The organism is Virgibacillus sp. NKC19-3, assembly GCF_019837165.1.
Taxonomy (GTDB): Bacteria; Bacillota; Bacilli; order Bacillales; family Amphibacillaceae; genus Virgibacillus_L; species Virgibacillus_L saliphilus.
The window spans coordinates 3,546,461-3,563,897 of record NZ_JAGYHC010000001.1 but is presented as its reverse complement, the minus strand read 5'-3'; the positions used below and the strand labels follow the sequence as shown (position 1 = coordinate 3,563,897).

The 17,437-nt window shown below is 42.0% G+C and carries 18 protein-coding genes; 15 read left to right on the top strand and 3 right to left on the bottom strand.

The genetic code is table 11. The features are described 5' to 3' along the window. Nucleotides 1-259 precede the first annotated feature (259 nt). The 10 genes from KFZ56_RS16920 to KFZ56_RS16875 all read left to right on the top strand — a co-directional run bounded on the left by KFZ56_RS16920 (nucleotide 260) and on the right by KFZ56_RS16875 (nucleotide 9,216). Nucleotides 260-1,261 carry a rod shape-determining protein gene (locus KFZ56_RS16920; RefSeq protein WP_222643231.1) on the top strand — a complete coding sequence of 334 codons (1,002 nt, stop codon included), beginning with the start codon at nucleotides 260-262 and terminating at the stop codon, nucleotides 1,259-1,261. A 190-nt stretch (nucleotides 1,262-1,451) separates the two neighbouring features. Next, nucleotides 1,452-1,787, top strand: coding sequence for a DNA-directed RNA polymerase subunit beta (locus KFZ56_RS16915; protein ID WP_222643230.1), 336 nt, complete (start codon nucleotides 1,452-1,454; stop codon nucleotides 1,785-1,787). A gap of 188 nt (nucleotides 1,788-1,975) precedes the next feature. Further along, complete coding sequence (gene fabZ / locus KFZ56_RS16910; protein WP_222643229.1) at nucleotides 1,976-2,401, top strand: 3-hydroxyacyl-ACP dehydratase FabZ; 426 nt, start codon at nucleotides 1,976-1,978, stop codon at nucleotides 2,399-2,401. A 104-nt stretch (nucleotides 2,402-2,505) separates the two neighbouring features. After that, nucleotides 2,506-2,832, top strand: a complete 327-nt coding sequence (locus tag KFZ56_RS16905; protein WP_222643228.1) for a hypothetical protein — start codon at nucleotides 2,506-2,508, stop codon at nucleotides 2,830-2,832. 267 nt (nucleotides 2,833-3,099) lie between these two features. Then, a complete protein-coding gene (locus KFZ56_RS16900; RefSeq protein ID WP_222643227.1) occupies nucleotides 3,100-3,585 on the top strand; it encodes a competence protein ComK in 486 nt (161 codons plus the stop codon). A 487-nt stretch (nucleotides 3,586-4,072) separates the two neighbouring features. After that, on the top strand, nucleotides 4,073-4,330 hold the full coding sequence (locus tag KFZ56_RS16895; protein WP_222643226.1) for a hypothetical protein: 258 nt from the start codon (nucleotides 4,073-4,075) through the stop codon (nucleotides 4,328-4,330). 201 nt (nucleotides 4,331-4,531) lie between these two features. After that, nucleotides 4,532-5,395 carry an efflux RND transporter periplasmic adaptor subunit gene (locus tag KFZ56_RS16890; RefSeq protein ID WP_222643225.1) on the top strand — a complete coding sequence of 288 codons (864 nt, stop codon included), beginning with the start codon at nucleotides 4,532-4,534 and terminating at the stop codon, nucleotides 5,393-5,395. A gap of 3 nt (nucleotides 5,396-5,398) precedes the next feature. Next, the gene (locus KFZ56_RS16885) at nucleotides 5,399-8,458 is read left to right on the top strand and encodes an efflux RND transporter permease subunit (protein WP_222643224.1); all 3,060 of its coding nucleotides are present in this window, start codon (nucleotides 5,399-5,401) and stop codon (nucleotides 8,456-8,458) included. A gap of 181 nt (nucleotides 8,459-8,639) precedes the next feature. Further along, nucleotides 8,640-8,942, top strand: coding sequence for a hypothetical protein (locus KFZ56_RS16880; protein ID WP_222643222.1), 303 nt, complete (start codon nucleotides 8,640-8,642; stop codon nucleotides 8,940-8,942). 97 nt (nucleotides 8,943-9,039) lie between these two features. After that, a complete protein-coding gene (locus KFZ56_RS16875) occupies nucleotides 9,040-9,216 on the top strand; it encodes a hypothetical protein (protein WP_222643221.1) in 177 nt (58 codons plus the stop codon). Nucleotides 9,217-9,242: 26 nt separating this feature from the next. Here the strand turns inward: KFZ56_RS16875 and zwf are convergent, their stop codons facing one another. The 3 genes from zwf to KFZ56_RS16860 form a co-directional block, all read right to left on the bottom strand. Then, nucleotides 9,243-10,748: a glucose-6-phosphate dehydrogenase gene (gene zwf / locus KFZ56_RS16870; protein ID WP_222643220.1), complete on the bottom strand. Its 1,506-nt coding sequence runs from the start codon at nucleotides 10,746-10,748 to the stop codon at nucleotides 9,243-9,245. Nucleotides 10,749-10,864: 116 nt separating this feature from the next. Continuing rightward, on the bottom strand, nucleotides 10,865-11,302 hold the full coding sequence (locus KFZ56_RS16865) for a threonine/serine exporter family protein (protein ID WP_222643219.1): 438 nt from the start codon (nucleotides 11,300-11,302) through the stop codon (nucleotides 10,865-10,867). A 20-nt stretch (nucleotides 11,303-11,322) separates the two neighbouring features. Beyond that, nucleotides 11,323-12,066: a threonine/serine exporter family protein gene (locus tag KFZ56_RS16860; protein WP_222643218.1), complete on the bottom strand. Its 744-nt coding sequence runs from the start codon at nucleotides 12,064-12,066 to the stop codon at nucleotides 11,323-11,325. A gap of 370 nt (nucleotides 12,067-12,436) precedes the next feature. Here KFZ56_RS16860 and KFZ56_RS16855 point away from each other — a divergent pair, with 370 nt between their 5' ends. The 5 genes from KFZ56_RS16855 to KFZ56_RS16835 all read left to right on the top strand — a co-directional run bounded on the left by KFZ56_RS16855 (nucleotide 12,437) and on the right by KFZ56_RS16835 (nucleotide 17,393). Further along, nucleotides 12,437-13,228, top strand: a complete 792-nt coding sequence (locus KFZ56_RS16855) for a gluconate 2-dehydrogenase subunit 3 family protein (RefSeq protein ID WP_222643217.1) — start codon at nucleotides 12,437-12,439, stop codon at nucleotides 13,226-13,228. Beyond that, nucleotides 13,229-14,983: a GMC family oxidoreductase gene (locus KFZ56_RS16850; protein ID WP_222643216.1), complete on the top strand. Its 1,755-nt coding sequence runs from the start codon at nucleotides 13,229-13,231 to the stop codon at nucleotides 14,981-14,983. A gap of 35 nt (nucleotides 14,984-15,018) precedes the next feature. After that, a complete protein-coding gene (tatA, locus tag KFZ56_RS16845; protein ID WP_222643215.1) occupies nucleotides 15,019-15,213 on the top strand; it encodes a twin-arginine translocase TatA/TatE family subunit in 195 nt (64 codons plus the stop codon). A gap of 361 nt (nucleotides 15,214-15,574) precedes the next feature. Continuing rightward, on the top strand, nucleotides 15,575-16,156 hold the full coding sequence (locus KFZ56_RS16840; protein WP_222643214.1) for an SCO family protein: 582 nt from the start codon (nucleotides 15,575-15,577) through the stop codon (nucleotides 16,154-16,156). A gap of 160 nt (nucleotides 16,157-16,316) precedes the next feature. Then, nucleotides 16,317-17,393 carry a glycosyltransferase family 4 protein gene (locus tag KFZ56_RS16835; protein ID WP_222643212.1) on the top strand — a complete coding sequence of 359 codons (1,077 nt, stop codon included), beginning with the start codon at nucleotides 16,317-16,319 and terminating at the stop codon, nucleotides 17,391-17,393. The last annotated feature ends 44 nt before the right edge of the window (nucleotides 17,394-17,437 follow it).

The following is a 17,437-nucleotide window of genomic DNA, read 5'->3' as shown; positions in this document are numbered from 1 at the left end:
CAAAAGTCAGGAGCACATAACAATGTAAAGCCAAAACGCAGTGAAGGGAATGCTGCGTTTTTGGTTTGGGCTCTGATTGGATACATGCTTCACGCGCTTGAAGAGGGAGTCTTATTGCCTGTTTCTAATAAAACGTTACCAATTTTTTTGCGAAATAGGCAGTTAATTGTTGATTTTTGTGGTAAAATATTATATTAGTAGTAATGCGTATAGCACCATATATGCCATCTACATATTAATGCTAGGAGGATCAGGATTCATGTTTTCTAGGGATATTGGAATCGACCTTGGCACTGCTAATGTTTTAATTCATGTAAAAGGGAAAGGGATTATCTTAAATGAACCATCTGTTGTGGCAATGGATCACACAACGGGAAAAGTGCTTGAAGTTGGTGAATCTGCTCATCGGATGGTTGGTCGAACACCGGGAAATATTGAAGCGATTCGACCGTTGAAGGATGGAGTCATTGCTGATTTTGATGTTACGGAAGCAATGTTACGACATTTTATAAATAAAATCAATGTTCGCGGTTTTCTTTCCAAACCGAGAATGCTTATTTGTTGTCCGACAAATGTTACGAAAGTAGAGCAAAAAGCGATTAAGGAAGCTGCAGAGAAATCCGGAGGTAAAAAGGTCTCGCTGGAGGAAGAACCAAAAGTAGCGGCGATCGGTGCCGGTATGGAAATATTCCAACCAAGCGGGAATATGATTATTGATATCGGTGGAGGAACAACAGACGTAGCAGTTCTATCCATGGGAGATATCGTCACGTCAGAATCCATTAAAATGGCAGGAGATAAATTTGATGTGGAAATCCTTAGCTATATTAAGAAGACGTACAAGTTGCTTATTGGAGAACGTACTGCTGAGCAAATCAAGCAAAATGTAGCTACTGTTTTTAAGGATTCGCGGAAGGAAGAAATGGAAATCCGCGGGCGTGATATGGTGAATGGACTCCCCCGCACGATTACGGTTTATTCCGATGAAATTGGAGAAGCCTTGCAAGAGTCGGTATCCTTGATTATTCAAGCTGCAAAGACCGTGTTGGAACATACTCCACCGGAATTATCTGCAGATATCATTGATCGGGGAGTTATCCTGACAGGTGGCGGAGCGTTATTACATGGCATTGATCAATTATTGGCAGAGGAATTAAAAGTTCCTGTATTTATGGCAGAAGAGCCTATGAACTGTGTTGCTAAAGGAACAGGGATCATGCTTGAAAATATGGATAAAGTTGAAAGTAGAAAAATCGTTTAATCCTGTAAGAAGTGACAAGTCATGTTAACAGGTATTTATACAGCTGCTAGTGAAATGATTTCCCAAACAGCGGTAGCTTGAGGGATTAATTAGCTAAGGTAGATCATCGTCAAAGCTTTGTGGTAGAATGGGGCTTAAAGATTGACGAACGCAGTCCAAGTATATTGCCGGAATTAAGGAGAAACAGGATATGCCTACGAACCAATCAGAAGAACAGACAAGAAAAGCTCATAAACAAGGTAAGAAGAGAAATAAACAGCAGTCTGCCGAAACAGAAATGTCTTCAGCAGCGCATACACGTAAACAACATAAACAGCATCAAAAAGAAGAAAAAAAGAAACAAACAAAGCCGAGACGCCGTTTGTTTCCCATTTGGCTTCGTATAATTGTTGTTCTTCTTCTTGCTATAGCTGCTTTAATGGCTGGACTAATGATTGGCTATGGTTTACTGGGTGATGGCAACCCGCTGGATGTATTACGAATAGAAACATGGCAACATATTATTGATTTTGTTATGCAGGAGTAAAGCATTTTACCCGGGGCAAAGGTGAAATGCTTTTTAAAAATGCTGTTTGAGGCGGTACAAACAGTTTGCACCACCCAAAATCATTTGTTGCTTTGATATAAATAATGTCAAACTGCGTACATGCAAAAGCAACCATACTTACGAAGAGACCCTTAATAAGAAATATTTTTATCAGGAGGAAAGGTCATATGTTGGATAGTGAGCAAATTAAAGAATTGATCCCACATCGTTATCCCTTTTTATTAGTGGATAAAGTGACGGAGATGGAAGAAGGAAAACGTGTTGCCGGGATCAAGAATGTAACAGCAAATGAACCATTTTTTCAAGGGCATTTTCCCGGTTATGCGATAATGCCAGGTGTCTTGATTGTTGAAGCAATGGCTCAAGTTGGAGCAATCGCCGTACTCGGCATTGAAGAGAACAAAGGGAAGCTGGGCTTTCTAGCCGGTGTGGATAAATGTCGTTTCAAGCGCCAAGTAAAGCCGGGTGATCAGTTAAAATTGGAAGTTGAAATCACGCGTCTAAAAGGACCGATTGGCAAGGGTAAAGGTGTTGCAACGGTGGATGGACAGTTAGCCTGTGAGGCAGAAATAACATTTGCGATAAACGGATAGTGCACGTGTAAAAGGACTAGCAAAAAGTAGAAAAAATGAAGTATGACTTCTTTGAATATGGTTAAGCTAATGGCGATAGCAACTATCAAAGGAGGAAACTTATAATGGAAAAAAAGATATTCATGAAATTAGGTGCACCGATTTTAGCCATTTCATTACTAGCTGCATGCGGAACAGATGACAACCAGGATCCTGCAGAAGAAGACGTGCCATTAGATCAAGAAGATGATAATGGTAACCAGGACCCGGTTGAAGATAACGATGACCGCATGGATGAAAATGACAACGGAACAGATAATAATGAAAATGACAATAATGGCAATGGCACAGGTATTAACGATACGGGCGAAGAAGACGAAATGCAGCAAGACGCTCCGAATGATGACCTGAATGACGATGAAGATAGACAAGGTGGACAAGGTGATCAATAAGGTCTTAAGGAAACATAAAAGAAGAACGGTTTCTAAATCAGTAGAGAGCCGTTCTTTTTTGTATATTCGAATTGCTGATTTTACCAATTGTTATTATTGTTTTGAATAATTTATGGGGATTGTGTTGGAACCCTTTTAAATTTCGATTTGTCATGCATTAAAAAGTTCGTTTTTGCTTACGAAGAAAACCTTCTCATTCGGTAAATAATAGTTGGAATAATCCGTCATAAAGGATAGAATAGGCTTAAAATGGCAGGGGGAACCGGGATGAGAAGCGAGGAAAAACCAGAATACATTATTGAGAAACAGACGAAGGCGATCATGACAAAGAACACAACCTATTATCGCACACAAATCTTGGAGGGAGGTAAAAAAAGGCATTCCAGCTATACGCTAGAACATATTCTTGATCAAAGTTGTATAGCGTTTGGTTCAAGTCTAAAAGGAAGAAAGGATGCTGTGAAGGAAATCTTGCATTCTGCGAGTAAATTACCAGTTCCGATTGATACGGATAGCGGGTTATATATGTTGCCAACATCATCATTAAAAAGTAATGACTGTGTGTGGTTGGCATATCATCATATTAAATTCTATGAAGGACGAGACGACAAAACATTTATCGGGTTTCGTGATGGAACAGGAATTTATGTCAATGCTTCGTACAATATCATTGATATGCAACATAAACGGACGAGTCAACTTATCATATATTTCAACCGGGAGAAAATTTTTGGTGGGCGGGGTAGTACATGATTCTCATCGTGGGATTATATGGATGTGTCATTTGCATCATCAGTAGTATTAGTGGCGTTTGTAACGATGGCGTTTTAGATAAGCTAAGCGAAATCCATCCTTTAAGTGAAAATGTTCCAACTACACAAATAATTAGTTGCTTGTGGTTAATCGCCTATGTATAATAGAAAGGTAGTTTATTTATAAAATGTATGACGTATGACTAACCAGTAAGTTATACGATTTTCATGGAGATACAGATAGCCAAATGAGGTGTAAAGGCCACGAATGAAAAGAACCACGATCCCCGGATAATTCTCGAGAAACAGCTCATCATTCTAATGGAAGATATCTATGAGTATAAAGCATTTATTATTATGCACCTGCGTGAAACGATTTTCCTTGGAGAACATACGGAGAAACTCATGAGACAGATGAAAATGGGAATTTTCCATTGGATGAGGGGTAGTTACCAGGTATTGATGGTGAAAAGATAGAAGAAGGCACCATGGATGCTGTGATTTTATTTGATGGCTTCATCAATGGCTATTTTAAATGGATGGTTATTGATAATATACATATTGACGGGAAAAAATGGAGTGCATTCCTTGTTCGTAGACGGGTTGATATTGACCACGGTATGCTCACGTCGAAGGAAGCGGCACTCCCTTCTATTGGTCGCATTCCATGTGAAAATGGCACGGAAAAAAATCAGACCATGGAGCAGATAATATCCAATCGTTTGATGAAAATATTAGATTCCTAGATGTGAATCCGAAAAAAAGAAACAGCTTCGGGAAATTGTTGAGGCGATTGAAAAGAAAACAGGTAACAATGAAATGCGTCCTGTCGTGATATGAGGACCGCCCATTTCAGCAAGTTGAGCTACTGCATGAATGTGAGCGACTGGCCCAAATCCTGCAGGTAGAGCTTTCACATTAAATTTTAAAAGTGAGGAGAGCGAAGGATGAAGCGAATACTTTTTGGTATGATTGCAATTCTACTCATTGCATTTTTAGCCGCGTGTACTAGTGATGAGGATGCAAATGAAGATGAAGATGAGGGAGAAGGTGTAACACAGGTGGAAACGGCTGAAGTAACGGAAGATGATTTCGTTATTGATAGATCAGTGTATGGACACACATCACCTACAAGCACCGCACCAGTTATGGTTCAAGAGCCTGGTGAAATTGATACATTAGAGGTGGAAAACGGTGATCAGGTGGAGGAAGATGAACGGATTGCAAGCATTACTACACCTGCCGGGAATCAGGATATAACAGCATCCACTGCAGGAGAAATCACGAATTTAGAAGTTTCAGAAGGAGATATAGTGAGCACGGAAGACCCATTAGCCGTTGTGGCTGACCTGGATAGTATGATAGTTACGTTTAATGTAACAGCCGATGTTCAAAAGTTATTTTCAACAGAAGATACATTGGATGTAGTGATCGATGATAATGAATACGAAGCAGAAATCACAGCGATCGATAAAATGCCTGACGATACGGGGCTATATCCGGTTGAGGCCACTGTTGACAATGACGATGGAGATATTTTAGCCGGAATGGTTGGGGAGATGCAGGTCCCTGAAAACAGGATAGAAGAAGCTATTATCGTGCCGACAGAAGCTGTGACACATGCTGATGATGAAGCATTTATTTATGTTATAGATGGGGAAACAGCCAATCAAATAACTGTAACCATTCAAGAATCACAATCCGATGAAACAGCTATTGAAGGCGAAATTCAAGCAGGTGATGAAGTCGTTGTCGATGGGCAACTGACGCTAAGTGATGGCAGCCCAGTAAACGTTGTGGAAGGAGAATAAATTTTGAAGCTAGTAAATACATCCGTTAAACGTCCTGTTGGCGTCATTATGATTGTACTTGCAATCATTGCGCTCGGCATTGTGAGTGTACGTAATCTGTCGGTTGATCTTTTTCCGGATATTGAATTGCCGGTAGCTGTTGTAGCGACATCTTATGAGGATGCCGCACCACAGGATGTGGAAAATGTCATTAGTCAACCACTTGAATCAGCTGTAAGTTCTGTTGAAGGAATTGAAACTGTACAATCTCAATCTCAATCTGGTTCATCCCTTGTTATGATGATGTTCAGCAGTGGAACAGATCTGGACCAAGCTTTACTCGATGTGCGCGAAAGTGTCGACCAAGTGAGCGGTTATTTACCGGAGGAGGCCGGTGAGCCTAATATCATGCGCTTTAGCCCGGACCAGATGCCGATTGTAACCATGGGGTTAACCGGGGATGATCCAGAGGAATTAACTCAGATTGCCAATGATGATATTGTGCCATTCTTTGAGCGTCAGGAAGGTGTAGCCTCTGTAACGGTTGAAGGTGGCGTGGAGCGCGAGATTCAACTCGTTATTGATCAAGGAAAGTTGCAGCAATATGGCATGAGCGCACAAGATATTAGTACAGCCATGAACAGCTCGAATCAATCAGCATCTGTCGGCAATGTGGAACAAGGGAATAAAGACCTTCAGATGCGTGTAACCGGTGAATTTGATTCGTTAGAGGATATTGAACAAACGATTGTTCAATCCGAATCCGGAACCACTGTACATATAGAAGACATTGCAGAAGTCAACGATACCACGAAGGACGCTGCAACAACACTTGTAAATGGAGAGCCCTCCATCGTTCTATCTATGATGAAGAAAACGGATGCCAATACCGTCGATGTTGCAACAACCATTCAGGATAGAATGGGTGAATTAGATGGGGATCTTCCTGACAATGTAAATATGGAAGTTATCGTTGATACATCCGAGTTTACACAGATGTCTGTCGATTCAGTGATTGAAAATATCATCATTGCTGGAGTTATAGCTGCGCTTATTTTGCTCCTATTTTTAAAGAGTGTACGCGCAACGCTTGTGATTGGGTTTTCGATCCCGATTGCGCTTATTTCGACATTTGCTCTGTTATACTTTACCGGCCAAACCCTTAATGTGTTAACGCTAGGTGGATTAGCATTAGGGATAGGGATGATGGTCGATAGTTCGATTGTTATTTTAGAACATATCTACTCCTTCAGGCAGAGAGGATACAGTTTAGTTGAATCTGCTACGAAAGGGGCATCCGAGCTTGCGCCGGCAGTAATTGCGTCGACTACTACAACGTTGGTCGTCTTCTTACCAATGATTTTTGTGGAAGGTATTGCAGCCGATCTATTTACACCACTTGGCTTGGCTGTTGCATTTGCATTGGTTACATCCCTTATTGTAGCTATTACGCTTGTACCAATGCTTTCATCGAAAATGCTATCAAAAGCGATGTCGGAAAGTGGTCGCCGTTACTGGTTTAATTCTGTTCTAAAATGGCTTGGCGATAAGTATCATAGCGTACTGAAATGGGTGCTTCACCATCGTAAAACAACGATTGCGGGGACGCTTATTGCCATTGTAGCTAGCCTTGCATTAATTCCATTTGTCGGTGCAGAATTTATTCCGGAGTCTGATCAGGGGCAAATGCAGATCGAGGTGGAAACGGAAACTGGAAATTCAGCGGATTATACCGAGGAAAAAGTCATGCAGGTGAATGAGGAATTAGCAAACCACCAGGATCTTATTGACTCCAGTTATGTCTCTGTAGGTGGCGACGACATGATGGGTGGAAGTGCGAATACAGCTATCTATACGATATTGTTAGTACCAGCAGGAGAACGTGATACGTCTACAGATTCATTAGTTCAGGAGCTCGATGAAGAACTACAAACGATCACTGGTGCAGAAATTACTGTAAGTTCTATGAGTGATATGAATATGGGTGATCCGATTCAGATACAGGTAAATGGACCGGAACATGAAGTGTTGCGTGACTTATCGGATGATGTTGTAAATACGATCTCATCCATCGATGGTGTCTTTAATCCGACTTCTGCTGCAGATGAAGCTGTCCCGCAGCTGAATATCAATATCAATGATGAGGAAGCAGCGTTGCAGGGGTTAAACCAGGAACAAATCCTGGGTCAAATTCAGATGCAGTTTAATGGTCAGGTTGTTACCAATTATAATGATGCCGGAGATGAGCTGGATGTTTCCATGATTTATCCGGAAGAGGCACGTAGTACCATTAATGATTTAGAGGATATGAAAGTTCAGTCTCCAACCGGTTCACAGGTCCCACTTCAGGAAGTTGCTTCGTTTGAGCAAGTAGAAGGTCCGGTTGCATTATTGCGGGAAAATCAACAGGCGCAAATGAACGTAACAAGCGCCATCAGTGATCGTGATCTTGGAAGTGTTATTGGAGATATAGAAACAGCTCTTGACAATATGAACTTCCCAGAAGGTTACAGTTATGAAATCGGCGGTCAAGCAGAGGACATGGGAGAATCATTTTCACAGTTAGCATTAGCGCTGATCTTCTCGATATTCCTGGTATATGCTGTAATGGCAGTCCAGTTTGAAAATTTCTTGTATCCGTTAATTATTATGTTCGCATTGCCAACAACAGTAGTCGGCGTAATGCTCGGATTCTTTGTAACGGGAATACCACTCAGTACTGTCGCATTTATTGGGCTCATTATGCTTGCCGGTATCGTAGTTAATAACTCGATTGTACTCGTGGATTACATGAACATATTAAGACGAAAAGGCGTGGAAAGGTATGAAGCTATTCTCGAAGCGGGTCGCAGCAGGTTACGCCCTATCTTGATGACGACATTAACAACGGTGTTAGCCATGATACCAATCGCATTGGCATTAGGCGAAGGTGCAGAATTGCAACAGCCATTAGCTGTAACCATTATATTCGGTCTCAGTGTTTCCAGTATATTTACATTGCTGCTTGTACCAGTAGTCTATTCCTTGTTTGATGATCTAACGAAGAAACTCACGAAACGGAAGAAGAAAAAGAAAGATGCATAAATAGAGAAAGCTCCTCGCGCGTGCGGGGAGCTTTTTTAGGTGAGAAATCTTATCTGCATGAGTGTGAGGGTTTGACTTTAGATTGTAAAACTTTCATCGTATAAAGAAAGGGAAATAACGAGTGATTTCCGGCTTAGTTGGGAATATTATTATATAACTTTTTTCATTGGAGGAAAAATCAATGTCTTTATCACGTGTTATGCGATGGATAACTGGAATATTGGAAGCTTTGCTAGGGATACCGATTTTGGGTGGCGTGTATGTGCTTAGTCAAGTATGGACACCCCTTGTTGTCATGCTGTTCCTTCACATTATTACCTGGGTGCTTACCTATAGAGATAGAGGAATAACCGCTGGGAGTATATTAGGAATTATAACGTCGCTCATCGCTTGGATTCCATTTGTTGGTATGATTATGCATATTTTAACTGCGATTGTCTTGATAATTATTGCTTCGAGACCAGATTTCGAGCAGAGAAGTTAATGAGGAGGCAGCAACGCCGAAACGGGAGAACCGCGCACTAATTCGGGAGACAGCAACGCCGAAATGGGAGAACCGCGCACTAATTCGGGAGACAGCAATGCCAAAACGGGAGAGCCGCACGCCAAATCGGGAGACAGCAATGCCAAATCGGGAGAGCCGCACGCCAAAACGGGAGACAGCAACGCCGAAACGGGAGACACTACCCTTCACCTCTAAGTTACGACACAATCAAAATAAGAGGGGGCACCGCCATCCAGCAGCACTCCCTCTTTAAATAGGAGTTCTTTCAACAGAATCACCTTAATCCACTACGTCCGTTATTGGCCACCAGTGGAAGCCATCTTTGGCAAGCAGATCGTCCGCTTCTTTAGGCCCCATCGATCCCGATTGGTAGTTCGGAAAATCAGGCGTTTGCCTTGCCCACGCATTTAAAATAGCATCAATGTACGCCCAGGAAAATGCAACCTCATCCCAATGTGTAAAGTTTGTCGCATCCCCAAGCATACAATCATAGAGTAGTTTCTCATACGCTTCCGGCGTATTAATTCCATGCACACCATTATTATTATAGGAAAGCTGAATAGGCTGTGCGGCAGAGCCATGGCCTGATTTCTTCGCGTTTAAAAACAACGTAATTCCTTCATTTGGCTGGATATTGATGACAAGTAAATTTGGATTTCTATTCCCATTATCTTCGGAATACAGATTCATTGGAATATCCTTAAACTCAACGACAATATTGGTTGATTTTTCAGCCATACGTTTGCCTGTCCGAATGTAAAAAGGGACGCCTGCCCAGCGGTAATTATCAATCATCACTTTTCCGGCCACATATGTTTCCGTGTGTGAATCGTTTAGTTCTTCCGCCTCCTCCCGGTAGCTCTGCACATATTTTCCATGCAAATATCCACTGCCATATTGGCCTCTGACAAAGTTCTCATCCACTTCATCGTCGTTAATGGGTCGGAGAGCTCGAAGTACTTTGATTTTTTCCGAGCGAATTTCATCTGTTGTTAATTTAATTGGTGGCTCCATGGCGAGTAATGCCACCATCTGGAGCATATGGTTTTGAACCATATCTCGCGTCGCTCCGGAATGATCATAATAACGCGCTCGCTCTTCGACTCCCAGCGATTCACTGGAGGTGATTTGAATGTTGGAAATGAATCGATTGTTCCAAAGATGCTCGAATATGCCATTGGCAAAACGGATCACTTCAATATTTTGAACCATTTCTTTTCCTAAGTAATGGTCGATTCGATAGATCTGTTCCTCATCAAACGCCTCTCGAATCTGGTTATTCAATGTTCTTGCAGATGGCAGATCGTGACCAAATGGTTTCTCGATCACAAGCCGTGACCACCCAGAACTTATCTCTAAGCAGTAATCTTTCAAGTTAACCGCAATTGTACCGAAAAATTCCGGTGCCATCGCCAAATAGAATATTCGGTTCCCATTTGTATTGTACATCCCTTCCAGTTCCTGTAGTAAATCATTTAATCCCTGATAAGAGGAAGCGTCCGTGACATCAAAGGACTGGTAATAAAAATGAGATTTAAAATTATCTAAATCGGACTTGGAAGAATTTATTTCTTTAATCGATTGTTCTACATTGTCACGTAATATTTCATTGGTCCACGGTCTCCGTGCGAGACCTACCACAGCAAAATCATCATCAATTTTCCCATTTTGATAAAGCCGGTAAATTGATGGGAATAATTTTCGTTTCGCTAAATCACCTGTTACCCCAAAGATAACAATAATTGCCTTTGGGTTATGTTCATTATTCAATAGAAATTCCCTCATTTCTAAGTAAGTCCATAATAATATATTTTATAAGGGAAAAAGAATTAAAGCAACTAATACAGGTTGGGAAGAAAGGGGAACGGATTGTCTGTCTACCGCCATCATTCGATCTGCTGCTAATGCTGACGTGAGAACTTGCGGGCAACTTGATTCACAACTTCTGAAAAAACCAGTCCCATTGCAATACCTCCTGCCAGAAGCATCACTTGTGCGGATAATTGTACCGCATGATAGTAATCATTTTCTACAAAATGGCGCATCGCATCATACGCGATCCCACCAGGCACAAGCGGGATAATGCCAGAAACACTAAAAACGATAATCGGTTTTTTATAAAACTTCGCACAAAGTTGGCTCAACACGGCTACAAGCATTGCAGCAAAAATTGTTGCAGGAACAGCATCCATGGCTAATTCTGTGAGCGCATCATATAAAATCCATCCGGACATTCCAACAAGCCCGCATGGAATAAGGACCTGCCGGGGCGCATTAAAAAGAATGCCGAATCCAGCAGCTGCAATAAAGCTTGTAATAAGTTCTATGATAATATCCATCCTTATTCTCCCCTCCGGATTTAAATAAAACCGATGATAACTGCTATACCAGCCCCAATTGCAAATGCAGTCAAGAGAGCCTCAACCCCTTTTGATACACCTGCTACCAAATGTCCTGCCATCAGGTCGCGAACAGCATTCGTGATATGTAGTCCCGGTACCAACGGCATCACCGCACCGATAATTATTCTATCCAACGATGCACCAAAGCCATTACTGATAAACAAGACGGCTACCACTCCGATCATAACTGAACCAATAAACTCTGCGATAAAGCGAATATCCACCAGCCTATTAGCTCCGAGCATTCCTGCAAATCCTGTACTGCCGGCAATACATGCAGGGATAAAGTCTGGCCAAGTTCCACCAAACATAATCGCGAAACTTCCACTTACAAATGCCGCTGCGATAATTTGCATCCACTCCGGGAAGGTTAATTTGGCATGGTCAATGCACTCCAGCATGGTGAAGGCTTCATCAATCTCAAGTTTGCCAGTTGCAATACTGCGAGAGACCTTATTCACTTCTGCTATTTTATGTAAATCCGTAGCACGATTGGTAATCCGCATGAAATTGGTATGCTCCGAAAAGTCAACGGAAAAGTGAATGCCGGTTGGGGTCGCATAGCTTTGTGCGTCTTCCATCCCATACGCCTCAGCAATCCGATTCATTGTATCCTCCACGCGATACGTCTCCGCGCCACTTTTAAGCATAATTTTCCCCGCCAACATACAAAGCTTTGCAATGGAAACTTGCTTCGTCATAGCATACCACCTCTTCATTCACTTATATTATAAAACGATCTATCCCCAAATGAAAGCCAAACAAAAGGCGAGCGAAATCTCAAGTTTCTGGGATTATCCCTAATCGTTTATTGCTGTCCTTTAAAAGTATGATCGCTTCGTTTATTTTGAAGTAATTTGGAAAAGGAAAGATATGGTATAACAATAAAAGCGATACCAAATAATGGTTATAGAGACGAAAGTCGGAGGATATCTATCATAGTTTGAAAGCAATTCCATCGTAAATATCATTCTGTTGATTATTTTCAAAGATTAGTATACGATATAGTACTAGAATTGTCATATTTTATAATAAAATGACAAAAATTTTAATACATAAGGGGGAAAAAACGTGGCGAATAATGGTCCTGTAAACAATAAGGATAAACAAGCTAATGATAAGAAGGACGTTTCAAGACGGCAATTTCTTAAGAATTCTGGTTACGCAGCTGGCGGTGTTGTTGGCGGAGCGCTACTAGGCGGTTTAATCAGTAATCCGTTCCAAACAGAAGAAACAGCCGGTACAGATGAAAATACGCAGGCCAAAGAACCGCTGCAGGAAGCACGTACATTTTTTAGTCGCAGTGAGGACTTTCAAACCTTAGCTGCTGCAACAGAGCGAATATATCCTGAAAATGAAAACGGTCCCGGTGCTATTGAGCTGGGTGTACCGTATTTTATTGACAAACAGCTGGCGGGGTTTTGGGGATCAAACAGTAGAGATTATACAAAAGGCCCCTTTGACCCCAAGGCATCCGACACACATGGGTTTCAGTCAAAACTTAATCGAGGCGAGATGTTCTTGGTTGGACTGAGGCGAATGCAGGAAGTTAGTCAGGAGCAACATGAGGAGGAATTTTTCGATCTGGATGGAGAAGCGCAGGATGATATTCTTGTAAGCTTTGAATCTGGTGATGTAGGCGTGACAGGTATGAGATCGGAAACGTTTTTTGAACTTCTTAGACAGACGACAATCGAAGGTGTCTATTCCGATCCTGCATATGGTGGCAATAAAGATATGCAAGGTTGGGAAATGATGGAATATCCTGGTCCCCGTATGGGCTGGATGGATGATATCGAAGCAGAAGATTTTGTTTCCAAAGCACCGAAGAGCTTACGTTCATATCAGGGAGGCGGTTTATAAATGGCGAAGAAATTGGATAAAGTTGATGTCGTTATCGTAGGCGTTGGCTGGGCAGGTGGTATAGTCAGTGCTGAAATGGCTAAAGCAGGTAAAAAAGTTGTAGCATTGGAACGCGGGGAACATAAAAAAAGAAGCGATTATATTGGTGTAAAAGACGAACTCAGATTTGACAATCGCTATCAGATTATGCAAGATTTATCAGGAGAAACTATTACATCACGAAATAACATCGATGAGACAGCCTTACCGGTAAGAACCAGAACCAACATGCAGGTTGGCACTGACTTAGGCGGTGGTAGTGTGCATTGGGCAGGGGCGACTTACCGTTACTGGCCTTATGAATTCGAAATTCGCAGTCAAACGATTGATCGCTATGGAGAAGATAAGATCCCCGAAGACATGAACTTACAGGACTGGGGGATCACTTATGAGGAAATGGAAAAATACTATGACAAATGGGAGAAAACAGCCGGTATTTCCGGTGAACAGGATCCATTGGCACCGGAACGGGAGAATCCTTGGCCTACCCCGCCTCTGAAGGAAACTCCTGGTCTTAAGCTATTTAAAGAAGCGGCGAAAAATCTGGATTTACATCCGTTTCAGATAGCTGCGGGTAATTTGTCCGAGCAATATGAAAACCCAGACGGTCAAACGATTAACGCTTGTATGTACTGTTCATTTTGCACAAGACACGGATGTGACTTCGGTGCAAAATCGGATCCGTTGCAGACTGTAATTCCGACTGCTTTGGAACATGACAACTATGAACTGCGGACACGTGCGTATGTCAGGCGTGTGTTGTACGATGATGACAACAAAAAAGCGACGGGTGTCATGTACGTAGATGAAAGAACAGGAGAAGAATTTGAACAGCCGGCTGATGTTGTTGTCTTATCAGGTTTTGCATTTACAAACAATCGTCTGCTGATGTTATCTGACATAGGTGAACAATATGATCCGGAAACAAGAGAGGGGATTATCGGCCGGAACTTTAACGGTCAATACAATTCCGCTTTCAATGGTTCGAAGGGCTTTTTCGAGGACAAAAAGTTTAACCTGTATATGGGGGCTGGCGCGCTTGGTGCAGCAGTCAATGATTATGCGGCCGACAACTTTGATCACGCTGACCTGGATTTTATCGGGGGTGGAGCGATCGAATTGAGACAGTACGGGTTTGGTGCCATCTCAAGCAGTAATAATGTCCCCAAAGATACACCAAGTTGGGGTGCGCAATATAAAGAGGATTCTTTGCACTATGCATACAGGACCTTGCAAATCTGGTATTCGCCTCTTGCGATGTCGTACTGGCATAATTATCTGGACCTGGATCCGACTTATAAGGATGAATACGGCGACCCACTGCTACGTGCCACGTACAAGTTTGGCGATCAGGAAAGAAATATAGCCAAATTCGGTGTGGAAAGATGTCATGAGATTATGGAGGAAATGGGTGCTGATATTATTGAAGATGATGAAGTTCCGGAAGAGTTCGATCACAGTTTCACTGGTGGCCACTATACCGGCGGCGTTGTGATGGGGGATGACCCGGAGACATCTGCAGTCAATAATTATCTGCAAATGTGGGACGTTGACAATCTGTTTGTTGTAGGTGGTTCAGCATTCCCACAATTTGGTGGTCATCATCCGACACCAACCATTGGTGCACTGGCCTATCGTGCTGCAGAAGGAATTGAAAAGTATATGGATGATGGTGGACAATTGGCAGAAGCGAAGCGGCAAACACAAAAGGCATAAAATATATTTTATAATGGGCATGGGAGGTGAATGGAATGGGACTTGGTAGTATTGGCATACCTGGTATGATCCTTATTGTAATCATAGCGCTTATCATTTTCGGACCGAAAAAACTACCTGAAATTGGAAAAGCTACTGGTCAGACACTGAAGGAATTTAAAAATTCAGCGAACGACGTCATGACAGATGCTTCAGATAGCTCTGAAACAAAAGAAGAGGGTCAAAACTAAGGCTCCTTTGTTCAAGACAGGAAGAGACTGGGATAAACAAAAGTGTTTTTAACAAATAAATTCCGAACATACATCGCTTCGGAAATATACTTCGCTTTCCGCGGGCGGCTGGTGAGCCCCCTTGTGCTATCGCACTTCAGTGTCTCACCTATGCCTTTCCTCCCGCTGGAGTCTCCGCATATTTCCTACGCTAAGTTTGATAATGTTCGTCTTTTTTATTAAACACTTTTGTTTTGTCCCAGCCTCTTCTTTATTGAAGCGAACGTTGATGCGTTTTTCTATGGCCGTATTTTGGATTATTTTATTTGTAATAATGTTTGATTTTTAATAGTGTTTAGAAGTAAAGGTGGGTTTATCAATCATGAAACAAAGACTTCTGTTGATTATGATACTGATTTCTCTAAGTTTGTTTATCACCGCCTGTGGTGGCGAACAAATAGAGTCGAACATGTCTGAAGAGGTAGCGGATTTTGAATTCGTAACACAGGATAACGAGACATTCGGACTGGAAGATCTTGAGGGTGATTGGTGGCTGGCTAATTTTATGTACACAAATTGTACCATCGTTTGTCCGACGACAACACCGAATATGGCTATGGTTCAAGATGTATTAGATGAATCGAACTTGGACGCACAGTTTGTTTCCTTTAGTGTTGATCCAAAGAACGATACGCCCGAAGTGCTGAAAGACTATGCAAAACAATACCCGGTAGATTTAAGTAATTGGTCCTTTCTAACGGGTTATGATTTTGATGAAATCCAACAGCTGTCCAAGGATTCCTTTCAAACCATTCTTGAAGGTGGAGGTCCTGATGAGCACGAGTTTGCCCACAGTACTTATTTCTTTTTGGTGAATCCCGATGGTGAAATTATTAAAAAATATGATGGCATGTCTTCTGATGAAATGGACGTGATTGTCGAAGACTTGAAAACAGTGTTGTGAATGATCTGGCAATATAGCCAAGTTTCTCGCTTTTGTCAGTGACAGGAATCCCCGAAATTTGTCGAACGCTGTTAAGTTTGCATATGCTTGTGCACATTCGATATAATCAAAGCCAGAAACGCTATCGCAGATGAGAAACTATGAATTTCAGGAGATTCCTATGTATAATTATGTCGATTTATTTATCGCATTTACCATCGCACTTGTTGCGACTTTTTTAGTAACCTTTCCCGTAAAAAAATTGGCGATTAAGTTAGGTACGGTTGATCTGCCAAATAAAAGGAAAATACATACACAAGTAACACCGAGATTAGGTGGGTTAGCCATCTTTATTGGTTCTTTTTTAGGTGCGCTTTACCTGCAGCCCACGCATGAACATTTACCTGAAATTTTACTGGGAGCGATCGTCATCATCATAACAGGCGCACTCGATGATCGTTTCTCCATTAGGCCTGTCATTAAGCTTACGGGGCAACTTATTGCAGCGTCATTCCTTATTTCGTCGGGGCTTATCATTGAACGTATTACACTACCATTCATTGGCATGGTTGATCTTGGTTTTTTCAGTGTGCTTATCACGGTACTCTGGGTAGTTGGCATAACGAATGCCATTAATCTTATCGATGGACTGGACGGGCTGGCAACAGGGGTAGCGACCATTGCGCTGACAAGTATATTCATCATGGCACTCATTGATGCGCGAATTATTGTCGCTTATTTATGCATTGTATTAATAGGGGCTAATCTTGGGTTTTTGTATCATAATTTTTACCCCGCAAAGATATATATGGGAGATACAGGCTCTAATTTTCTTGGCTATATGATCGCTGTGGTCTCCATGCTCGGCTTATTTAAAAACATCGCGTTATTTGGTTTTATTATCCCGGTTGTTGTTTTAGCGGTGCCCATTTTTGATACATTATTAGCGATTCTCCGTAGAGCCTACCATAAAGAAAACATTATGATGCCGGATAATAAGCATCTTCACTATCAGCTGATTGCCGGTGGATACAGCCACCGGAAGTCCGTTCTGATAATGTACGCTTTCAGTGCTTTATTCGGTGCGATGGCCATTCTGGTTTCTTTTGCATCCATGTTAACGTCCATCATTGTTACACTTTTTGTGCTCGCATTCCTACATATCTTTGCAGAATTATCAGGCGTTGTCATGGGAGGAAAGCGACCTGTCGTGGACAGGCTGAGAAGATTGCTTCGAAAAATGGAGAGGAATAGATGAGAGCTGCTTAAGTGAGAGACCCCTTCGCGCAGGGGGGAAGAGCT

Bases quoted from the DNA above. Each gene is read 5' to 3' on its own strand.
- KFZ56_RS16920 (WP_222643231.1), top strand. From the start codon at position 260: ATGTTTTCTAGGGATATTGGAATCGACCTTGGCACTGCTAATGTTTTA.
- KFZ56_RS16915 (WP_222643230.1), top strand. From the start codon at position 1,452: ATGCCTACGAACCAATCAGAAGAACAGACAAGAAAAGCTCATAAACAA.
- fabZ (WP_222643229.1), top strand. From the start codon at position 1,976: ATGTTGGATAGTGAGCAAATTAAAGAATTGATCCCACATCGTTATCCC.
- KFZ56_RS16905 (WP_222643228.1), top strand. From the start codon at position 2,506: ATGGAAAAAAAGATATTCATGAAATTAGGTGCACCGATTTTAGCCATT.
- KFZ56_RS16900 (WP_222643227.1), top strand. From the start codon at position 3,100: ATGAGAAGCGAGGAAAAACCAGAATACATTATTGAGAAACAGACGAAG.
- KFZ56_RS16895 (WP_222643226.1), top strand. From the start codon at position 4,073: ATGGATGCTGTGATTTTATTTGATGGCTTCATCAATGGCTATTTTAAA.
- KFZ56_RS16890 (WP_222643225.1), top strand. From the start codon at position 4,532: ATGAAGCGAATACTTTTTGGTATGATTGCAATTCTACTCATTGCATTT.
- KFZ56_RS16880 (WP_222643222.1), top strand. From the start codon at position 8,640: ATGTCTTTATCACGTGTTATGCGATGGATAACTGGAATATTGGAAGCT.
- KFZ56_RS16875 (WP_222643221.1), top strand. From the start codon at position 9,040: ATGCCAAAACGGGAGAGCCGCACGCCAAATCGGGAGACAGCAATGCCA.
- zwf (WP_222643220.1), bottom strand. From the start codon at position 10,748: ATGAGGGAATTTCTATTGAATAATGAACATAACCCAAAGGCAATTATT.
- KFZ56_RS16865 (WP_222643219.1), bottom strand. From the start codon at position 11,302: ATGGATATTATCATAGAACTTATTACAAGCTTTATTGCAGCTGCTGGA.
- KFZ56_RS16860 (WP_222643218.1), bottom strand. From the start codon at position 12,066: ATGACGAAGCAAGTTTCCATTGCAAAGCTTTGTATGTTGGCGGGGAAA.
- KFZ56_RS16850 (WP_222643216.1), top strand. From the start codon at position 13,229: ATGGCGAAGAAATTGGATAAAGTTGATGTCGTTATCGTAGGCGTTGGC.
- tatA (WP_222643215.1), top strand. From the start codon at position 15,019: ATGGGACTTGGTAGTATTGGCATACCTGGTATGATCCTTATTGTAATC.
- KFZ56_RS16840 (WP_222643214.1), top strand. From the start codon at position 15,575: ATGAAACAAAGACTTCTGTTGATTATGATACTGATTTCTCTAAGTTTG.
- KFZ56_RS16835 (WP_222643212.1), top strand. From the start codon at position 16,317: ATGTATAATTATGTCGATTTATTTATCGCATTTACCATCGCACTTGTT.